The following is an 18,677-nucleotide window of genomic DNA, read 5'->3' as shown; positions in this document are numbered from 1 at the left end:
AAGAATGATTATCAGCTTGCGCTGATTCTGTCATCAGTAACGGTTAGCATACAGCTACCCGACCGCGCTTAATCCATGCCAGCGGGCCATGCTCGTCTTTCCGATAAGCGAGTACATGTGCGCCATTAAAGGAATGTTCAAACGCATGCTGAGGTACAAGTCCGGTTTCCCCCGTCCGCTGCTGGCCACTCTCGCATTCACACTGCTCGTCGGCTGCGAGCAGGAAGCGGGCCCACCACCAGCGTCGCGTGACGCTACACCCGTAGCCGCGCACCAGGTAAGCACACGTGATCTTTCCCGCCCGCTGCGGCTTGCAGCGACCGTAGAGCCCCGCGCCCTGATCAGTCTGGCCGCCCGCACCGAAGGTACAGTAAAGAGCGTAGCGGTCGAGGAAGGCGATCGCGTCAAGGCCGGGCAGGTCCTCGCCCAACTGGATGTCGCCGAGGCCGCCGCCGAGCTCGCGCGCTCAGAGGCACAAATGGCCTCGGCCAAACTGGATTTCGATCGCGCCATCGAGCTGCGCCGGCGCGGTGTCGCGACCCAGATAGAATATCAGGCCGCCGATGTCGCCCTGCAGGTGGCCCGCAGTCAGCGTGATCTATGGCTCAGCAGAGTCGCCTACGGACGTATTGAAGCACCTCAGGCCAGTACCATCATCGCCCGGCATATCGAGACCGGTGAAGCCGTGGAAACCCAAAGTACGCTGTTCGAACTGGCAGACCTGGAACAACTGGTACTGCGCCTGGGTGTATCGGAACTGGATGTGGTGCATATCAACCAGGACCAGATACTGCCCGTCACACTGGATGCGCTGCCCGAGCTGCGTCTGGAAGGCAGAGTGAGGCGGATCTTCCCCGCAGCACAGGGCAGCAGCCGGCTGATTACCGTTGAAGTATTGCTCCCCAGCAGCGCCTGGGATCAGGGCGTGCGTCCGGGCTTTCTAGCTCGCATAGACGCGGCTATTGATCCGCGGCCGAATACGCTCGTGGTACCAGGAGCGGCGGTCGGCAGCCTGGACAATGGTCATTACGTGTACGTGATAGAGAACGACAGACTGGTTCAGCGCGAGATCAGCAAAGGCATCAGTCGCGGCCGCTGGACGGAAATCGTCAACGGCCTTGAACCCGGCGAAACCATATTGGCCAGCAACCCGATAGATATGCTGGAAGATCAGAAGGTACGCATTGTGATCAACCATGACTGATCCCGAGCGCCCACGCTTCGGCCTGACTACACTCGCCATCGGCCGCCCGGTTGGCACCCTGGCTCTGGCGTCAGTGGTGTTGGTCATGGGCTTGTATTTTCTGCAACGCCTGCCGATCGACCTCCTGCCCAGTATCGATTATCCGCAGATCCGCGTCAGTGTTGAATACCCTGGGGTCTCTGCTGAGGTAATTGAAGAGCAGGTCACCCGAGTGCTGGAACGCAACCTCGCCGCCACCGAGAACCTCACCAAAATCAGCAGTGAAGTCGAAGACAGCCAGACCGATCTGGATCTGACTTTCGAATTTGGTACCGATCTCGACCTGGCATTGCAGGACACCGCGCGAGGCCTGGAACAGGCCAGACCTCTTTTGCCGGACGTTGATCCGCCACGTGTACGCAAGTTCGATCCTGGCCAGCAAGCTGTCTGGCAAGGCGGATTCAGCTCGACCGTGCGCAATGAGGCTGCGGTCAACGACTGGATTGAGAATACGCTGACCCCGCAACTGATCGGCATTCCCGGGGTGTCTTCGGTGGAAGCTGCTGGCGGCATGGTTCGCGAGATCGAGGTGATTGTTGATCAGCAGCGGCTGCTGTCCTACGGCATGGGGATGGCTGACGTAAGCCGCATCCTCGCTGCCGAGAACCGCGACTTGGCGATTGGCCGCGTGACCTCCGACACCTTTGATGTCGCGGCCAAGACCGAGGGCCTGTTTACCTCTCTGAAGCAGATCGAGAACCTGCTCCTGCCACTCCCCCGCGAAGTGTCCCGCTACGGGCAGAATATCCGCCTGGCAGACGTAGCCGAAGTGATCGACGGCAACCGTCGGCAACGGGTCTTTGCCCGTCTGGATGGCACTCCCGCATCGCAGGTATCCATTTACAAACTGCCGGAGGCCAACACCGTCGCCGTCGCGGATGCCGTGCGCGACACGCTGAAAAGGCTTGAGCGCAGCGACTTCATTCCTGCCGATATCAGTTATCGGCCGACCCAGGACCCGACCTATTTCATCCGTGGTGCGCTGTCCAGCGTGACCTCTGCCGCGCTGCTGGGCGGCACGTTGGCAATGATTATCGTGCTGCTGTTCCTCGGCAGCCTGCGCAAAGGCTTCGTCATCGGCATTTCCATCCCCATCGCCATAATGGCGACCTTCAGTCTGATGGGCATGAGCGGCCTGACGCTGAACATCATCAGCATGGGGGGGCTGGCGTTGGGTGTCGGCCTGCTGCTCGACAACGCCATCGTCATGCTGGAAAACATCTATCGGCACCGCGAAACTCTGGGAAAATCACCTGATGATGCAGCGCGCGACGGCGCCAGCGAGGTGGTGTCAGCTATAACGGCCGGCACCATGACCAACCTGGCTGCGGTATTACCCTTTCTGCTGGTCAGTGGCATTGCCGCGCTGGTGTTCCGCGAAATGATCGTGACCATTTCCTTCGCCATCCTCGCCACGCTGCTTGCCGGCCTCACGCTGGTACCCTCGCTGGCCGCCCTGATGGGGCGTATCAGTTTCACCAGTGGCCTGGTTAACAGCCCGCCGGTACGCGGTTTCAGCGTTGGCATATTACGTCTGCGCAATGGCTATGCCCGCGTATTGCCCGGCGTTCTGCGCTGGCGGTGGGGCGTGATGGGCCTGGCTACGCTGTTGCTGGCCGGCTCAGCGTGGCTGTTCACTCAGCTGGGCAGCGAGTTTCTGCCGCAGCTGGATGACGGCGCAGTACAGATCCGCATTACCATGCCGGCAGGCACGCCCCCGGATGAAACGCAGCGCGTGTCTCGGCAGATTGAACAACTACTGCTTGAGCGCGATCACGTCGATAACGTCTTTACCCTGGCAGGTGGAGCCTTATGGGGCGGCGTCATCAGTGAGCGGGCTGGTTCGGGTATCTTTCAGATTCAACTGGTGCCAGCCAGCGAACGCCCGGACATGCCCGCAGGCATCTGGATCAACGACGCGCAGCGGGCGGTGCGTGACCTGGGCTTACCCGGCGTCAGCATCACCGCACGGCCGCCGCAGATTCGCGGTCTGCGTTTCACCAGCGACGGCAACGATCTGGCGATTGGCGTGACCGGTCCTGAGCTGGACGAACTACAGCGCATTTCCGATGACATCAAGCAGCGCCTGGAGGGCCTTCCAGGGCTGATTGGACTGGAGACCGGCGCCGAGGATCAAACGCCCCTGCTCAGGCTGTTCGTTGATCGCCAGCGCGCCGCCCAGTTCGGTCTGCGCGTCAGTGAGGTAGGCGAAGCCATCCGCCATGCGGTGGACGGCCAGGTGGCTACCCAGTACATCGACGGCAACCAGGAGTACGACATGCGCGTACGCCTGCCCTACGACACTATCACCAATGCTGAAGACCTGGGCAGCCTGCTGCTGTTTCGTATTGACGATGAACCGGTACTGCTGCGCGACGTCGCCCGGTTGGAGCTGGGTGAAGGACCGGCGGTGATCTATCGCGAGAACCAGACGCGGATCATGCGCGTGGTGGGTGATATCAATACCAGTATTTCCGATGTCGGTACCGTGATGATGGCCGTGGAAGAACGCCTGGCGGATCTGGAAATACCAGAACGCTACAGCCTGCTTACCGGCGGGCAATGGGAAACCATCCAGGAAACCAATCAGGAAATCATTCTGGTGGTCATGCTGTCGATTTTCCTGGTGTTCGTGGTCCTGGCCGTGCAATACGAACGGCTGAGCAATCCACTGATCATCATGGCCGCAGCGCCCCTGTCCATGGTGGGCGTCAGCCTCGCGCTGTGGGCTACCAGCACGCCAGTTTCCTCGCCAGTGATGATTGGTCTGATACTGCTGATCGGCATTGTGGTCAACAACGCCATCCTGTTGGTGGAATATATCGAGCAGGGGCGCAGGCAGGACGGTCTGAGCGTGATAGAAGCGATTGCCCGGGCTGGCAGCGTGCGCTTGCGGCCGATCCTGATGACCACGCTGACCACCGTACTCGGCATGCTGCCATTGGCGATCGGCATTGGCGAAGGTGCGGAGATCATGCGCCCGCTGGCCTTGACGGTTGTCGGCGGGCTGATGGTCTCGATGCTGTTGACGCTGTTCGTGGTGCCCTGCCTGTACATGATCATCAATGGCTTGGCCGAGCGCGCAACGGCTAAATTGACCGGCAGACCGGCGGCAGTCTGATTTCGATTGCCGGTATATAGCCGGCTTAGGCATACTATGCGGCTCTTAATCACGCTCTCGAGGAGCCCACAGATGTTCAAGATCAACGAGTATTTTGATGGCAAGGTCGCGTCAATCGGCTTTCAGCAGCCCGACGGTACCGCCACTGTGGGCGTGATGGCACCGGGCGAGTACGAATTCGGCACCAACCAGCTGGAGATCATGCAGGTGATCACCGGCAAGCTCACCGTGCAATTGCCGGGTGGCGACGAATGGGAAGAATATGCCGCTGGCAGCCAGTTTGTTGTGGCCGCGCATAGCAAGTTCAAACTCAAGGTAGAGGAAGATACCGCCTACCTGTGCGAGTACCGCTAAATCCATAGCAGCGGCAGGCCAACACCTGCCGCTTTGCTTGCGCTCCAGCTCCAGCTCCAGCTCCAAGTGTTAATTCCGCTCCAGCATCCCCCGCTTCAATCCCTTGTAACTTCTCCGGTCTCGGCATCGGCAGACATGCCCTTGGCGTAGACTTCGATAAAAATCGGCGGCATACGCTTGGGTTTGCCCGTGGACACTTCTATGCAAACGAATGTCGTGCGGGCACGCAACAGTGTGGCTCCGTCCGATTTGCGGCATAACTGAAAGTGACGCGTCATGCGCAGTTTTTTATCCCAACTGATAATCCAGGTCGCCATGATCAGTTGATCGCCCTCGTAGGCGGCGCTCAGGTAATCAATCTCGTGACGAAACACCGCCATGGCTCTATCCAGTTTGCGGTATTCCTCCACCCCCAGACCCAGAGAGCTGGAATGCTGCCAGGCGCAGCGCTCTAACCAACCAACGTAAACGATATTATTCGCGTGACCTAGGCCGTCGATATCCTCCGGCTGCACGGTGATTTCCAGGGTGTGCGGATTGTCCAGATCCCATTTCACTGTCGCTAACTCCCATCCATATCGTTTGTAAGGTCCAAAGCATACCATTGCTCAAGCTTTTTCTGACCCGTCAGTCTTACTAGTAGACCAGGCAGCACACGCGTCTGTGGTGTAGTCTGGAGGCAGGTCTTTCAAGGAATCGGCTTTCATGTTCAAGCACTTGCACTTCCCCATTCTGGTCATCAACCCGCACATCGGCCGCCAGGATGTGGCCGGCAGCCAACTTGCCGAGCTGTTCAAAGCGCTGAAGCAGGAAGGTCTCGAAGTGTTGGCCACTGCCTCGATCGACGAGGGCCGATTGATCGCCGAAGCACATCGCGGGCTGTCCTGCATTCTCTTCACTGCCGACCAGGAGGATGATCTTGAGCCGGTCAGAGCGCTGTTCCAGGCTGCCCATTGCCGCTCACCAGAACTGCCGATCATGGCACTGACCACTCGTCAGAGTCTGGATAACGACAAGCTCAGCGCGCTGCGAGACCTGCACCAACTGCGCGGAATCATCTACCTGTTCGAAGACACCTTACCCTTTATTGCCGGGCAGATCGCGCGTACCGCACACGCCTATCTAGGCCAGCTGTTGCCCCCATTTTTCAAGGCGCTGCTCGATTACACCGGCCGCGCCAGCTACTCCTGGCACTCGCCCGGCCATGGCGGTGGCGTAGCCTTTCGCAAAAGCCCGGTGGGTCGCGCGTTTCATGACTTTTTCGGCGAAAACACACTGCGCTCGGACCTCTCCGTATCAGTGCCTGGTCTGGGCTCGCTGCTCGATCACAACGGGCCCATCGCCGAAGCTGAGGCCAATACCGCGCGCACCTTCGGCGCCGATCACAGTTTCTATGTAGTCAATGGCACCTCGACCGCCAACAAGATCATCTGGCACGCCTTTGTCAGCCGTGATGATGTGGTGCTGGTCGACCGCAATTGTCACAAGTCGATATTGCACGCGATCATCATGACCGGCGCCATTCCCGTGTACCTGACCGGCTCGCGTAACGACTACGGCATTATCGGACCTATCAGCCTGGAGTCCTTCGCTCCAGCCAATCTGCGCCAGCGGTTGGCCGAGCATCCGCTGCTACAGGGCCGCGACGCCAAGATCCGCCTGGCGGTGCTGACCAACTCGACGTACGACGGGCTGTGCTACAACGCCGAACTGATCAAGGACGAGCTGGAAGATGCGGTCGACATACTGCATTTTGATGAAGCCTGGTATGGCTACGCTGCGTTTCACGAGTTTTACGCCGGCCGTCATGGCATGGGCAGCAAGCGCGGCTTTGAGCGTGCCAGGCACCCTCTGGTGTTTGCCACCCAATCCCCGCACAAGGTCCTGGCCGCGCTATCCCAGGCCTCGATTATTCTGGCCGAGAACAGCCTTGAGCAGCAGCTTGATCTAGAACGCTTCAACGAAGCCTTCATGATGCATACCTCCACTTCGCCGCATTACGGCATCATCGCCTCGATCGACGTCGCCACCGGAATGATGGCCGGCGAACCCGGTCGCTCGTTGGTGCAGGAAACCCTGGATGAAGCACTCTCTTTCCGCCGCGCAATGCAACAGACTGCGGCGCGGCTGCATGAAGACCAATGGTGGTTCGACGTCTGGGAACCGGAGGATGCATTGGAGGCAGAGCAGGTTCAGCCCCGCGATTGGACGCTGGATGACCACGAAGACTGGCACGGCTTTGGCCCCATGGCCGATGACTATGCGCTGCTTGACCCCATCAAGGTCACCCTGCTTACCCCTGGTGTCGAAGAACAGGGGCGCCTGGCGAAGAGCGGTATACCCGCGGCGGTGGTAACGCGCTTTCTCGCCGAACGCGGCCTGGTGGTGGAGAAAACCGGCCTGTACTCCTTCCTTATTCTGTTTTCCCTGGGCATCACCAAGGGCAAGTGGAGCACCCTGGTATCCGAGCTGCAGGAATTCAAGCGGCTATACGATGCCAACGCGCCTTTAGAGGCGACACTCCCGGGGGTTGCCGCCACCGGCCATTATCGCGGCCTGGGTTTGCAGGATATTTGCCAGCAGTTGCACGCTTTCTACAAGGAGCAGCGCATGGTGCGCACCTTGCGGCAGATTTACACCGAGCTGCCGGAAATGGTCGTGCGTCCAGCCGACGCCTACCAGCACATGGTGCGCGGTCAGGTGGAGATGGTGCCGGTCGAGCAATTGGCCGGGCGCATCAGCGCGGTGATGCTGGTGCCCTACCCGCCCGGTATTCCGGTAATCATGCCCGGTGAACGCTTTCCGGCAGACGGTTCGGCGATTACTGACTTTCTGCAGATTGCCGGCCGCCAGGACCAGCGGTTTCCCGGCTTTGAAAGCGACATCCATGGCCTGCGCAGTGCCCAGCAGGACGACGGCAGCCTGCTGTACTGTGTCGACTGCCTGAAAGGCGACTAACGGGCTGCAGGCTTCAGATAAAACCTATGCCCACCTGAAACAGGCGCTCGACCTGCTTTACCGCGCGCTTGTCGGCAACGAACAGAATCACATGATCGCCGTCCTCGATCACACTGTGATCATGGGCGATGGAGACCACATCGTTCCTGACCAGGGCACCCACCGTGGTGCCCTCCGGGAGGTCCAGCTGGTCTATCCGGCGCCCGACCACCTTGGAGCTATGCTGGTCACCGTGGGCAATGGCTTCCAACGCCTCCGCAGCCCCTCGGCGCAGCGAGTGCACGGCCACGACGTCACCACGCCTTACATGGCTAAGCAGAGCACTGATAGTCGACTGCTGGGGTGACAGGGCAATATCAATCAGGCCGCCCTGCACCAGATCAACGTAGGCAGGATTATTGATCAAGGTAATCACCGTACGCGCGCCCAGCTTTTTCGCCAGCATCGAGGCCATGACGTTAGCCTCGTCATCATTGGTTAGTGCCAGGAATACATCCGTGGCCTCGATATTTTCCTCAATCAGCAGGTCACGATTGGACGCACTACCATGCAAAATGGTGCTTTGCTTCAACTCCTGCGACAACAGCTCACAGCGCTCCAGATTCAACTCGATGACCTTGACCCGATAGCGGTCCTCGATGCTCGCCGCCAACCGCGCGCCGATATGCCCGCCACCGGCGATGACCACGCGCTTATAGGGACGATCCTGGCGGCGCAGTTCACCCATTACCTGACGAATGTCTTCGCGCGCGGCGATAAAGAACACTTCATCGTCAGCTTCGATCACCGTATCACCGCGGGGGATCACTGCGCACTCGCGCCGGAAAATCGCCGCCACGCGAATTTCCACACCGGGCAGATGCTCTCGCAGAGACGCAATCTGCTGGCCCACCAGGGCGCCACCGTAACGCGCCTTTACAGCCACCAGTTGTGCCTTGCCGCCAGCAAAATCCAGCACCTGCAATGCTCCTGGATACTGCAGCAGCCGTTTGAGGCTGCGGGTCACCAGCGCTTCCGGGCTGATCAGCACATCCACCGGGATCGCCTCACGACTGAATAACGCGTCCCCGTGGGTCAGGTAATCGTGCTCACGCACTCTGGCGATCTTGCGCGGCAGGTTGAACAGGCTCTGGGCTACCTGGCAGGCAATCATGTTGATTTCATCGCTACTGGTGACCGCCACCAGCATATCGGCATCCTCTGCACCGGCCTGGGCGAGGATATGCGGAAGCGAAGCGGAGCCGCAAAGGGTACGCAAGTCCAACCGATCCTCCAGCTCCCTGAGACGCCGGGGGTCGTGGTCGACTACGGTAATATCGTTGGCTTCGCCAGCCAGGTGTTCGGCCAGGGTGCCGCCGACCTGCCCGGCACCCAGAATAATGATACGCATGCGTAACTCCCGGTTATGTGCATGCGTCCAGTGTTGCTGACCAGCCTGTAAAAAAACGATGCTCAGCTACGGGGCAAGGCGTAAACAATGCGTATACGCTTAGTCCTGCTGGCCGAGAAACCGGTAGCCGACGCCCGCTTCGGTTTCGATATAGCGCGGTGCGGTGGGGTCATCGCCGAGCTTGGCGCGCAGTCTTCCGATAAATATGCGCAAATAGTGAGTGTCGTGAGTATGGTGCGGGCCCCAGATATCCTTGAGCAATTGCTGCTGAGTGATAATCCGCCCGGGATGCGTGATCAGCGAACGCAGCAGCTCAAACTCTTTCTTCGACAGGTGCACATCTTCCCCGGCGACGCTGACGCGCCGATCCAGCAGATCGACTTTCAGGTAGCCGTCCTCGTAGCCGACCGGCGGCACAGACACTCCGGTGAAGGTGCGCAATACTGCTCGAATGCGAGCCAATAGCTCATTAGCGCCGAAGGGCTTTTCCACGTAGTCATTGGCCCCATTATCCAGCGCCATGACCTTGTCTCGCTCACCATTGCGCACAGACAGCACGATCACCGGCCCGAGATAGAATTCGCGTAGGCTCTGCAGCAACTGCTGACCGTCCATATCCGGCAAGCCGAGATCCATGATCACCAGGTCCGGCTCGTGCAATGCTGCCTGTTGCAGGCCGCGCCGCCCGTCTTCAGCCTCGAGTAACTGGTAGCCCTGGGAACCCAGGCAGATGGTCAGAAAGCGCCGGATCTGCGGTTCATCGTCGATGATCAACACGCGGTTCATAGCGGCTCGCCCGCTGTCGAATCGACCGGCTTCGGCAATGGCAAGCTCAGGCGCAGCGTCGCGCCCGTGCGGGTAGCGCTCTCAAGCACAGACACAGTGCCGCCATGCGCCGCCAGAATACTGCGACAGATGGCCAGGCCCAGGCCCGTGCCCGCCGCATACTGATCACCGTGACTGAAGGTATGAAACATATCGAAGACCTGATCGCGCTTGTCCGATGAAATGCCCGGCCCGCTATCACGCACATCAACATGCAGCCAGCCGTCATCCTCTACGGCGCTGAGCCAGATCCTGCCGCGGGGCGGCGAAAAGCGAATGGCATTTTCCAGCACGTTGAACAGCGCCTGCTCGATCAGCGCAGGATGCACATGCAACAAGGGCAGGCCCGTGGGTATATCGAGCTTCACCTCCAGATCACCAACCAGGGGTTTGCTGCGACGCATCACTACGCTGACGATATCGTCGAGGCCTATCCAGTCGCGATCCAGGGTCAATTCACCGTGCCCCAGGCGAGTCATATCCAGCAGCTTCTGGATGTAGCGATCGAGGCGCCGGGCTTCACTCAGCGTATTGTCCAGCAACTCGGCGCGTTGTGTCGCATTGAGCGAGTCGCTCAGGTCAATCAGGCTGGAGACCGAGCCAATCATCGTCGCCAGCGGCGTACGCAAATCATGCGAAACCGATGATAACAGTGCGGAGCGCAGCTGCTCGCGCTCCTTGCCCAGGGTTTCATCGCGCAGGGAGGCTTCCAGCTGCACTCGCCCCCAGGCCAGACGAGCCAAATTCACCAGCATCTCCAGACGCTGCCGATGGGTGCTCTGCAACGGCTCGGTGGCGGACAAGCGTATCGCCCCTACCCGCTCGGCCTTGGAATTGGTAAAGATCAGGCTGACGCCGCCTGCGTCCTCAAACCAACTGACTTCGCGCGCCTGCTGCACGGGATGCTGACCGGCCATTACGCTGTCCGATGGTCGAGCATACCAGCCCAGAGCTTCTTCCAGCTGCGCCGAAAAAACCTTGATCACCTCCTCTGCCGCGACACACACCGATAGCGCTCTGGCACAGGCCATCTGCTGTGCATTCCAGCGCTCACTATCCCTTAGCGCCGCCACTTGCTCGCTGAGCCTGGCAGCCAGATGCCCGGTGACAATGGCGACCATGATTAACAGGATGCCGGTGAGGATGTCCTCGCGGTGCAGCATGCGCAGGGAGAAGTGGGGCTCAGTGAGAAAGAAGTTATACGCCAGAAAACTGAGAACAGCTGAAACCAATGCTGGCCGCACACTGGTACTGATCGCCGTAAGTAACACCGCCGCCAGGTACAGCAAGGCCAGATTGGCCACCGCCAGCAAGGGCGACAGCATAACCGCCAGCAGCGTCGCCAGCGCGGGCAACAGTACCGGCAGGATCAGCGATTTGAGAGAGGCCACGCCCCAGGTTTTTTTGGTCATCAACTGCGCCAGAACATCGGTGTGAACAGAACCATCATCGTCAGCAACTCCAGACGGCCGAGAAGCATCGCAAAGGATAACAGCCATTTGGCCGCATCCGGTAAGCCCGCGAAATTACCGGCAGGCCCGACAATGGGGCCAAGCCCGGGGCCCACGTTGGTCAATGCCGTGGCAGTGGCGGTCAGACTGGTGACCAGATCAAACCCCATCATCGACAATAGCAGGGTGAAGCCAGCCAGACAGAGGAAAAACAGAAATGAAAAGGCAATCGCCGAGAGGATGATGTCATCGCTGACCGGCTTGCCGTTGTACTGGGTAACAAAAATGCCATTGGGATGCACCAGTTTGCGAACCTGGCTGCGCAGAAACAAATAACTCAGTTGAAAACGGAAGACCTTCATACCGCCACTGGTTGACCCGGAACAGCCGCCAATAAACATCACCATGAAAAACAGCGCCACGGCGAACGGCCCCCACAGGGTGTAATCGCCCGAGGCGAAACCAGTGGTGGAGATCACCGATACCAGATTGAATGTAGCGTGAGTCAACGCTTCGAACGGCTCATGCGAGCCCTGATCGATCAGATAAGCCGTGAGCGCCAACGAGACCGCTGCGACGATTAACAACAGCCCCTTGACCTGCTGGTTATTCAGCGCAGCCAGACTTGGGCGTCGGGCGAAGCCGATGAGCATGGTAAATGGCATGGCCCCCAACAACATGAAGACAATCGAGACCCATAATACAGCGCTGCCAAAGCGCCCCATTGACCGGTCATCGGTCCCGTACCCACCGGTAGACACCGTTGCCATCGCATGATTGATTGCATCAAACAGGCTCATGCCAGCCCACCAGTAACTCAACATGCAGGCCAGGCTGATGGTCAGATAAGTGCCCAACAACATGCGCGCCAGGGTCTGAATGCGCGGCATGGATTTATCGGACCAGTCGGAGGATTCGGTATGGAACAACCGCATGCCGCCGACCCGCAGGAAAGGCAGAATTGACACTGCCATGCCCACCACACCCAGCCCCCCCAGCCACTGCAACAGAGAGCGCCAGAGCAGCAGGCTTGGCGGCAGGGTTTCGATTTTGACCAGAATCGTGGAGCCGGTGGTGGTAATGCCCGACACCGCCTCAAACACCGCGTTAACAAAGGTCAGCTCAAAATGGCTGAAGAACAGCGGCAAGGCGCCGGCCAGCGACATCATCACCCAGCTCAAGCTGGTCAGCAGGTATAGCTGCCGGGCAATCAAATGAAAATGCGGGGTACGGCCGCCTATCACCATAACCAGGCCCAATGCCGAGACCAGCCCGGCGCTGATCAGAAAGACCGACATTTCCGGATCCTGGCGGATCCAGGCAAACAAGGCTACCGACAGCATCAGCCCGGCCATGATCAACATGAGAATGCCGCACACATAGATGATCGGACGGAGGAACTTGAGCATAGCCTGACTCCTGAAATGATGGAGTACAGGCTAAGGGCGCGTGGCATAAACAAACGAGGCGCAAATGACTGGCCGGGCGTAAACATTGCGTAAAAGCCGGACCGAAAAGCGCAAAAAAAAGGGCCGACAACGAATGTCGGCCCTTGGTAATGGTGGAGCTATGCGGGATCGAACCGCAGACCTCCTGCATGCCATGCAGGCGCTCTCCCAGCTGAGCTATAGCCCCGTGGTCTCACGACCCCGATACACAATGTGTACCGGTCAAACAATGGCGTCCCCTAGGGGACTCGAACCCCTGTTACCGCCGTGAAAGGGCGGTGTCCTAGGCCACTAGACGAAGGGGACGCAAACCCTTCTCACTGGGGCTGGAACCCCGGTGCAGTGATAAAACAGGCCAACGCAGAGCGGTGACCAAAAAATGGTGGAGCTATGCGGGATCGAACCGCAGACCTCCTGCATGCCATGCAGGCGCTCTCCCAGCTGAGCTATAGCCCCGTCTCTAGGACGGGGCGCATATTATGATTCGAGCCATGAACTGTCAACATATTTATCTAGAACAGGCACTTAAGCGGCAAGCGAACTACGGGCTAAAGCTTCAAGCTTCAAGCTTCAAGCTAACTGACCAGCCGGCAGCACCTCGGTTCCGATCTGCTCCACCACTAAAACAAAACCCGGACAACTTGAAGCTTATAGCTTGCCGCTTGCAGCTGGGGCGCTTCAGCGCCCGCCCAACAGCTTTTCCCACGCCTTGACCTCCTTCTTCGAGCTGCCGCCCAGCAGCTCAAGCGCCTGACGCAGACGGAAGCGGGTCAGGTCCGGCCCCAGATGAGCCATGGCGTCCAACACCGAAACCGAGCTGGCCTGCCCGGTAATAGCGGCAAACAGCAGCGGCATCAGATCACGTAGTTTCAATTCAAGTAATTCGGCAATCTGCTGGATGCTCGCGGTGATGCTGTCCTTATCCCACTGGCGGGTCGCCTCGAGCTTCCACAGCAGCAACTGGAGAGCCTGACGCACCTGATCCGGCGACAGCTTCTTGTGTTCAAACAGGCTTACATCCGGATAGACCTGGCCGGTCATAAAGAACCCGGCCAGCGGAACCAGCTCGCTGAACGTTTCCACCCGGCTCTGCACCAGCGGAATCATTGGCTTCAGATACTCTGCATTCAATGCCCAGGTCTGCACTGCTGTAGCGAATTGATCAACCGAGAGCTCGCGTATCCACTGGCCATTCAACCAAGCGAGCTTTTCCACGTCGAAAATCGGACCGCCGAGCGACACACGCTGAATATCAAAGTGCGCGACCATCTCATCCAGAGAGAATTTCTCACGCTCATCCGGCATCGACCAGCCCATGCGCCCGAGATAGTTGATAACGGCCTGCGGCAGGTAGCCCATGCGCTCATAGAAAGTAATACTGGTCGGATTCTTGCGCTTGGACAGCTTGCTCTTGTCCGGGTTGCGCAGCAGCGGCATATGGCACAGCTGCGGCATGTCCCAGCCAAAATACTGATACAGCAGCATGTGCTTGGGCGCCGAGTTGATCCATTCTTCGCCACGCAATACGTGGGTAATACCCATCAGATGGTCGTCGACGACATTCGCCAAGTGGTAGGTCGGCAAGCCATCGGCCTTCATCAACACCTGCATGTCCACCTGCTCCCAGGGGATGTCGATCTCGCCGCGGAGCATATCCTGCACCTGGCAGATCCCGATCTCGGGCACTTTCATGCGAACAACATGGGACTCGCCAGCCGCCACCCGTTTAGCAACTTCCTGCTCGCTCAGGGTCAGGCAGTGCCCATCGTAACCCGGGGTCTGTTTGTTGGCGGTTTGCTCGGCGCGCAGACTATCCAGCCGTTCGCTGCTGCAGAAGCAGCGGAACGCATGACCTTTGCTGATCAGTTGCTCACTGTGCTCATGGTAGATTGCACTGCGCTCACTCTGACGATAGGGCCCGTGCGGGCCGCCCACGTCCGGACCTTCATCCCATTCCAGACCCAGCCAGCGCAATGAATCAAGAATCTGCTGTTCTGATTCGGCGGTGGAGCGTACCTGGTCGGTATCTTCAATGCGCAGGATAAACTGTCCGCCGTGCTGACGGGCAAAGCACTGGTTGAACAAGGCAATGTAAGCGGTGCCCACATGGGGGTCGCCGGTAGGAGAAGGAGCAATACGCGTACGGACAGTCATGGAATCTCTCGTGATGGGAAGCGGCGGTTACTTATCGTGCAGATCTGGATCATGCAGTTCTGGCTGCGCAGGGATGGATGATAGCAGCGCCTCCACATCCGTCTCCACACCCAGACCAACGAATCGCTCCAGGCTTTCAATCATGAAGTCGATAAACGCCTTGACCTTCATCGCCTGGAAACGCCGGGACGGATACAACGCATAGAGTTCGCTGGACGGCAGCCTGACATGCTCGAGCACGCGGACCAGTTGGCCCTGCTCGACATAAGGCTCGGCGATAAAGGCCGGTACGTTGATGATGCCGGCACCCGCAATCGCGGCCTCACGGGCAAAGGTAATGTTGTTGACTGTCAAGATCGGGTTGACCTGCACGGCGACCTGCGGTTCCAGGAAATGCCATTTACGCCCGCCATCCATCAGCGTGTGGATACACCGGTGCTTGGACAACTCCTCGGGCTTCTGCGGCATGCCGTACTGGGCAATATAGTCAGGGCTGGCAAACAGCTGACGCGGGCTCGACATCATCGGCCGCGCAACCAGGCTGGAATCCTGGGGGCGGCCGCGGTGAATCACCACATCGATACCCTCCTCCACCGGATCAATCATCCGCGTGGTCAGCTCCACCTCCACCTGAATCGCCGGGTAGCAACGCATGAATTCCCCGACCACACCGCCGAGGAACAACTGCCCGAACTCGATTGGCGAGCTGACTCGCAACAGGCCGGTGGGTTCACGCTGCAATTGCATGATCGCCTGCTCGGCTTCGGCAAACTCCTGCATGATCTGTCGGCAGCGTTCGTAATAGGCCTGACCCACCTCGGTCAGCCGCAACTTGCGTGTGGTGCGGTTAAGCAAGCGCACCCCAAGTCGCTCCTCCAACTGCGCGATCCGGCGGCTCACTGTGGACTTTTGCATACTCAACGTCAGTGCGGCACTGGTAAAGCTATGACATTCGACTACCCGAGTGAAAATAAGCGCGTCATCCAAACCCATTTCAACTGTTCCTGTGATGCAACAAAGTGTCCAGATTCTAACCCCTCTTTACCTGAGCGGAACAGTGCTAGAGTGCGGGCAAGAACAAAAACAGGATCAATCATGTCGTCCCGAGTCCGCGCCCGTCTCTTCATCTTCTTTCTTCTCGTCGCCCTGGTGGCCGCGGGTTTCTTTGCCCATTGGTGGTTTATCGGGCGTTTTTACCAACAAACCGACAACGCCTATGTGCATGCTGAAATAGCCCGTGTCAGCAGCCAATTGAGCGCGCAGGTCACGGAGGTGCTGGTCAGCGACAACCAGGTTGTAGCTGCCGGCGATCCCCTCGTGCGCTTGGATCCGCGCGATTTCGAAATTGCCCTGAGCCATGCCCGGGCCAATCTGGCCATGCGGATGGCGGAAAAAGCCGAAGCTGAATCCCGCCTGTTGCAACAAGACAGCCTGATTGCCGCTGCGCAGGCCGATGTGGAAGCGCGCCAGGCAGAGCAACGGCGCATTGGCCTGGACATAAAACGCATTGCACCGCTGCGAAAATCCGGCTATGCGTCGGAAGAACAGATGAGTAACTTCCGCGCTCAGCTCGATGTCGCCAAGGCGCAGGTGCGCCGCGCTGACGCTGACAGCAAAACCCAGACCCTGAATAAAGACGCCCTGCGCGCGGATATCGATCGTTTGAGCGCGCTGGTAGAAGCCGCCCAGGCGGACATCGTGCGCGCCGAACTGGACCTCAACCGCACCAGTATCGTTGCACCGGTTGCCGGCCGGGTGGGCCAGCGTTCAGTACGCATTGGCCTTAACGTACAGCCCGGTGCGCATCTGCTTGCGCTGGTGCCGCAACAACAGCTCTGGGTCCAGGCCAACTTCAAGGAAACCCAGCTGCAAGGCCTGCGTGAAGGGCAGAAAGCCACACTGGAATTTGATGCCTTCCCGGGCGAAGAGGTGCCGGGCGTTATCGACAGCCTGTTCCCTGCCTCCGGCGCCCAGTTCAGCCTGTTACCGCCAGACAACGCTACGGGCAACTTCACCAAGGTGGTTCAACGAATCCCGGTGAAGATACTGATTGATGACGAGCACCCGCTCAGCCCCAAGCTGCGGCCGGGCATGTCGGTAAACGTCAAGGTCGATCTGCGTGGCTGAAGGCGTCGCGGAACAGATTATCCCGCCGCCCAGCCGGCGTGACTGGATAGCGTTGCTCAGCGCCATTCTCGGCGCGTTCATGGCGATTCTGGATATTCAGATCATCAACTCGTCGCTCAAGGATATCCAGGGCGCCCTGTCCGCGACGGTGGAGGAAGGCTCGTGGATATCCACCGCCTATCTGGTCGCCGAAATCATCATTATTCCGCTGGCCGCCTGGCTAGCCGTGGTGATGTCGCCGCGACGCTTCGCCGTGACGATGTCATCGTTGTTCGTGATCGCCTCCTTACTCTGCTCCATGGCCTGGAGTCTGGAGAGCATGATCATTTTCCGGGTATTCCAGGGACTGGCCGGCGGCGCCCTGATCCCCTTCGCATTCATGCTGATCCTCACCAAGCTGCCGGCCCGCGACCGCCCGAAAGGCATGGCCATGTTCGCCATTACCGCTGTTTTCGCGCCTTCGATCGGGCCGACTATTGGTGGCTGGTTGACCGAAAATTATGGCTGGGAGTATATTTTCTACATCAATGTGGTGCCCGGCATGCTCATGATCAGCGGCTTGCTCTACGGCCTGGAAAAATCCTCCCCGCGCTGGGAGCTGCTGAAACAGGGCGATTACGCCGGCATTGTAACCATGGCCCTGGGTCTGGGTTGCCTGCAGGTGTTTCTTGAGGAAGGCCATCGCGAGGACTGGCTCGAATCGCGCTGGATGGTGGTGCTGGCGGTCATTGCCTTTGTCAGTCTGGTCAGCTTTGTCATACTGCAGCTCTCACGGGACAACCCGCTGATCAATCTGCGCCTGTTCAAGGATCGCAACTTTCTATTCGGCAGCCTGGCCAATATCGGTTTGGGTGTGGGGCTTTACGGTACCGTTTTCGTGCTGCCGGTCTACCTGGCGCAAATCCAGCAATACAACGCGCTGCAGATTGGTCAGGTGATCATGTGGATGGGCGTGCCGCAGTTATTGATCATTCCGTTGGTGCCGATTCTGATGCGCTATGTGGATGCGCGCCTTATCTGCGCTACCGGCTTCTTTCTATTTGCCTTCGCCAGCTTTTTCAGCGGCAGCCTGAGCCTGGATTTCGCCGGCGATCAGTTTATCGGCATCCAGATCTTCCGCGCCCTGGGTCAGCCTATGGTGCTGGTACCCATGTCGATCCTGGCCACCGCGATGATTCCGCCCTCGCAAGCCGGCTCCGCCTCCAGTTTGTACAACATTCTGCGCAACCTAGGTGGTGCCGTGGGTATTGCCGCGCTGGCGACCATCCTCGACAGTCGCGCCAAACACTACTTCGATTTCCTGCGCGAATACATAGTGCCAGGCAATCCAGCGGTCGAGGAACGCCTGGGCATTCTGACCGAGCAACTGGGCGACCCCCAGGCCGCATTGATGATGCTCAACAACCAGGTTCATCAGCAGGCACAGATCATGGCCTATAACGATGCCTTCCACCTGATCGGCATTCTGCTGGCTTGCTCCATGGTGTTTATTCTGCTGGTTCGTCCACTACCCAAAAACCCGCCAGCAGCCCCCTGATACTGTCATTTTTTTTGACCACCCTCTGGAATTAAAGCCCTGCCGTAGGTAGCATCAGCCAATCTTGTA

The 18,677-nt window shown here is 58.9% G+C and carries 13 protein-coding genes and 3 tRNA genes; 6 read left to right on the top strand and 10 right to left on the bottom strand.

Annotated elements, in window-relative coordinates; all coding sequences use genetic code 11:
* The first annotated feature begins 145 nt into the window (after nt 1–145).
* The 3 genes from EAO82_RS10690 to EAO82_RS10680 all read left to right on the top strand — a co-directional run bounded on the left by EAO82_RS10690 (nt 146) and on the right by EAO82_RS10680 (nt 4,718).
* Nucleotides 146–1,204 carry an efflux RND transporter periplasmic adaptor subunit gene (locus tag EAO82_RS10690; protein WP_096345699.1) on the top strand — a complete coding sequence of 353 codons (1,059 nt, stop codon included), beginning with the start codon at nt 146–148 and terminating at the stop codon, nt 1,202–1,204.
* A complete protein-coding gene (locus tag EAO82_RS10685) occupies nt 1,197–4,364 on the top strand; it encodes an efflux RND transporter permease subunit (protein ID WP_096345698.1) in 3,168 nt (1,055 codons plus the stop codon). The genes EAO82_RS10690 and EAO82_RS10685 overlap by 8 nt, the downstream gene beginning before the upstream one ends.
* A gap of 72 nt (nt 4,365–4,436) precedes the next feature.
* Nucleotides 4,437–4,718: a pyrimidine/purine nucleoside phosphorylase gene (locus tag EAO82_RS10680; protein ID WP_096345697.1), complete on the top strand. Its 282-nt coding sequence runs from the start codon at nt 4,437–4,439 to the stop codon at nt 4,716–4,718.
* Nucleotides 4,719–4,813: 95 nt separating this feature from the next.
* Here the strand turns inward: EAO82_RS10680 and EAO82_RS10675 are convergent, their stop codons facing one another.
* The gene (locus tag EAO82_RS10675; RefSeq protein ID WP_096345696.1) at nt 4,814–5,275 is read right to left on the bottom strand and encodes an acyl-CoA thioesterase; all 462 of its coding nucleotides are present in this window, start codon (nt 5,273–5,275) and stop codon (nt 4,814–4,816) included.
* 148 nt (nt 5,276–5,423) lie between these two features.
* Here EAO82_RS10675 and EAO82_RS10670 point away from each other — a divergent pair, with 148 nt between their 5' ends.
* Nucleotides 5,424–7,676, top strand: coding sequence for an Orn/Lys/Arg decarboxylase N-terminal domain-containing protein (locus EAO82_RS10670; protein WP_096345695.1), 2,253 nt, complete (start codon nt 5,424–5,426; stop codon nt 7,674–7,676).
* A 13-nt stretch (nt 7,677–7,689) separates the two neighbouring features.
* Here EAO82_RS10670 and trkA read toward each other — a convergent pair whose 3' ends face one another.
* The 9 genes from trkA to EAO82_RS10625 form a co-directional block, all read right to left on the bottom strand.
* A complete protein-coding gene (gene trkA, locus EAO82_RS10665; protein ID WP_096345694.1) occupies nt 7,690–9,066 on the bottom strand; it encodes a Trk system potassium transporter TrkA in 1,377 nt (458 codons plus the stop codon).
* A gap of 99 nt (nt 9,067–9,165) precedes the next feature.
* Nucleotides 9,166–9,852 (bottom strand): response regulator, encoded by a 687-nt coding sequence (locus EAO82_RS10660; RefSeq protein ID WP_096345693.1) that lies wholly within the window; start codon nt 9,850–9,852, stop codon nt 9,166–9,168.
* The gene (locus tag EAO82_RS10655) at nt 9,849–11,303 is read right to left on the bottom strand and encodes an ATP-binding protein (RefSeq protein WP_174958833.1); all 1,455 of its coding nucleotides are present in this window, start codon (nt 11,301–11,303) and stop codon (nt 9,849–9,851) included. The genes EAO82_RS10660 and EAO82_RS10655 overlap by 4 nt, the downstream gene beginning before the upstream one ends.
* Entirely contained in the window at nt 11,303–12,751 is a 1,449-nt protein-coding gene (locus EAO82_RS10650; RefSeq protein ID WP_096345692.1) for a TrkH family potassium uptake protein, read from the bottom strand. The genes EAO82_RS10655 and EAO82_RS10650 overlap by 1 nt, the downstream gene beginning before the upstream one ends.
* A 150-nt stretch (nt 12,752–12,901) precedes the next feature.
* Nucleotides 12,902–12,977 (bottom strand) — tRNA-Ala (locus tag EAO82_RS10645).
* A 43-nt stretch (nt 12,978–13,020) separates the two neighbouring features.
* Nucleotides 13,021–13,096, bottom strand: a tRNA-Glu gene (locus EAO82_RS10640).
* 74 nt (nt 13,097–13,170) lie between these two features.
* Nucleotides 13,171–13,246, bottom strand: a tRNA-Ala gene (locus tag EAO82_RS10635).
* A 222-nt stretch (nt 13,247–13,468) separates the two neighbouring features.
* Complete coding sequence (gene gltX, locus EAO82_RS10630; RefSeq protein WP_096347267.1) at nt 13,469–14,944, bottom strand: glutamate--tRNA ligase; 1,476 nt, start codon at nt 14,942–14,944, stop codon at nt 13,469–13,471.
* A 27-nt stretch (nt 14,945–14,971) separates the two neighbouring features.
* Complete coding sequence (locus tag EAO82_RS10625) at nt 14,972–15,937, bottom strand: LysR family transcriptional regulator (RefSeq protein WP_096347266.1); 966 nt, start codon at nt 15,935–15,937, stop codon at nt 14,972–14,974.
* Nucleotides 15,938–16,039: 102 nt separating this feature from the next.
* Between EAO82_RS10625 and EAO82_RS10620 the strand changes: the two genes are divergently transcribed.
* Nucleotides 16,040–17,071: an HlyD family secretion protein gene (locus EAO82_RS10620; RefSeq protein WP_096347265.1), complete on the top strand. Its 1,032-nt coding sequence runs from the start codon at nt 16,040–16,042 to the stop codon at nt 17,069–17,071.
* Nucleotides 17,064–18,608 carry a DHA2 family efflux MFS transporter permease subunit gene (locus EAO82_RS10615; protein ID WP_231703324.1) on the top strand — a complete coding sequence of 515 codons (1,545 nt, stop codon included), beginning with the start codon at nt 17,064–17,066 and terminating at the stop codon, nt 18,606–18,608. Before EAO82_RS10620 ends, EAO82_RS10615 begins: the two co-directional genes overlap by 8 nt.
* Nucleotides 18,609–18,677 lie beyond the last annotated feature (69 nt).

The sequence above is a fragment of the Halopseudomonas pelagia genome (assembly GCF_009497895.1).
Taxonomy (GTDB): domain Bacteria; phylum Pseudomonadota; class Gammaproteobacteria; order Pseudomonadales; family Pseudomonadaceae; genus Halopseudomonas; species Halopseudomonas pelagia_A.
The sequence above is the reverse complement of the archived record's forward strand: the minus strand, read 5'-3'. Positions and strand labels throughout refer to the sequence as shown.

Coding starts and splice junctions, on each gene's coding strand:
- EAO82_RS10690 (WP_096345699.1), top strand. CDS start 146: ATGCTGAGGTACAAGTCCGGTTTCCCCCGTCCGCTGCTGGCCACTCTC.
- EAO82_RS10685 (WP_096345698.1), top strand. CDS start 1,197: ATGACTGATCCCGAGCGCCCACGCTTCGGCCTGACTACACTCGCCATC.
- EAO82_RS10680 (WP_096345697.1), top strand. CDS start 4,437: ATGTTCAAGATCAACGAGTATTTTGATGGCAAGGTCGCGTCAATCGGC.
- EAO82_RS10670 (WP_096345695.1), top strand. CDS start 5,424: ATGTTCAAGCACTTGCACTTCCCCATTCTGGTCATCAACCCGCACATC.
- trkA (WP_096345694.1), bottom strand. CDS start 9,066: ATGCGTATCATTATTCTGGGTGCCGGGCAGGTCGGCGGCACCCTGGCC.
- EAO82_RS10660 (WP_096345693.1), bottom strand. CDS start 9,852: ATGAACCGCGTGTTGATCATCGACGATGAACCGCAGATCCGGCGCTTT.
- EAO82_RS10655 (WP_174958833.1), bottom strand. CDS start 11,303: ATGACCAAAAAAACCTGGGGCGTGGCCTCTCTCAAATCGCTGATCCTG.
- EAO82_RS10650 (WP_096345692.1), bottom strand. CDS start 12,751: ATGCTCAAGTTCCTCCGTCCGATCATCTATGTGTGCGGCATTCTCATG.
- gltX (WP_096347267.1), bottom strand. CDS start 14,944: ATGACTGTCCGTACGCGTATTGCTCCTTCTCCTACCGGCGACCCCCAT.
- EAO82_RS10625 (WP_096347266.1), bottom strand. CDS start 15,937: ATGGGTTTGGATGACGCGCTTATTTTCACTCGGGTAGTCGAATGTCAT.
- EAO82_RS10620 (WP_096347265.1), top strand. CDS start 16,040: ATGTCGTCCCGAGTCCGCGCCCGTCTCTTCATCTTCTTTCTTCTCGTC.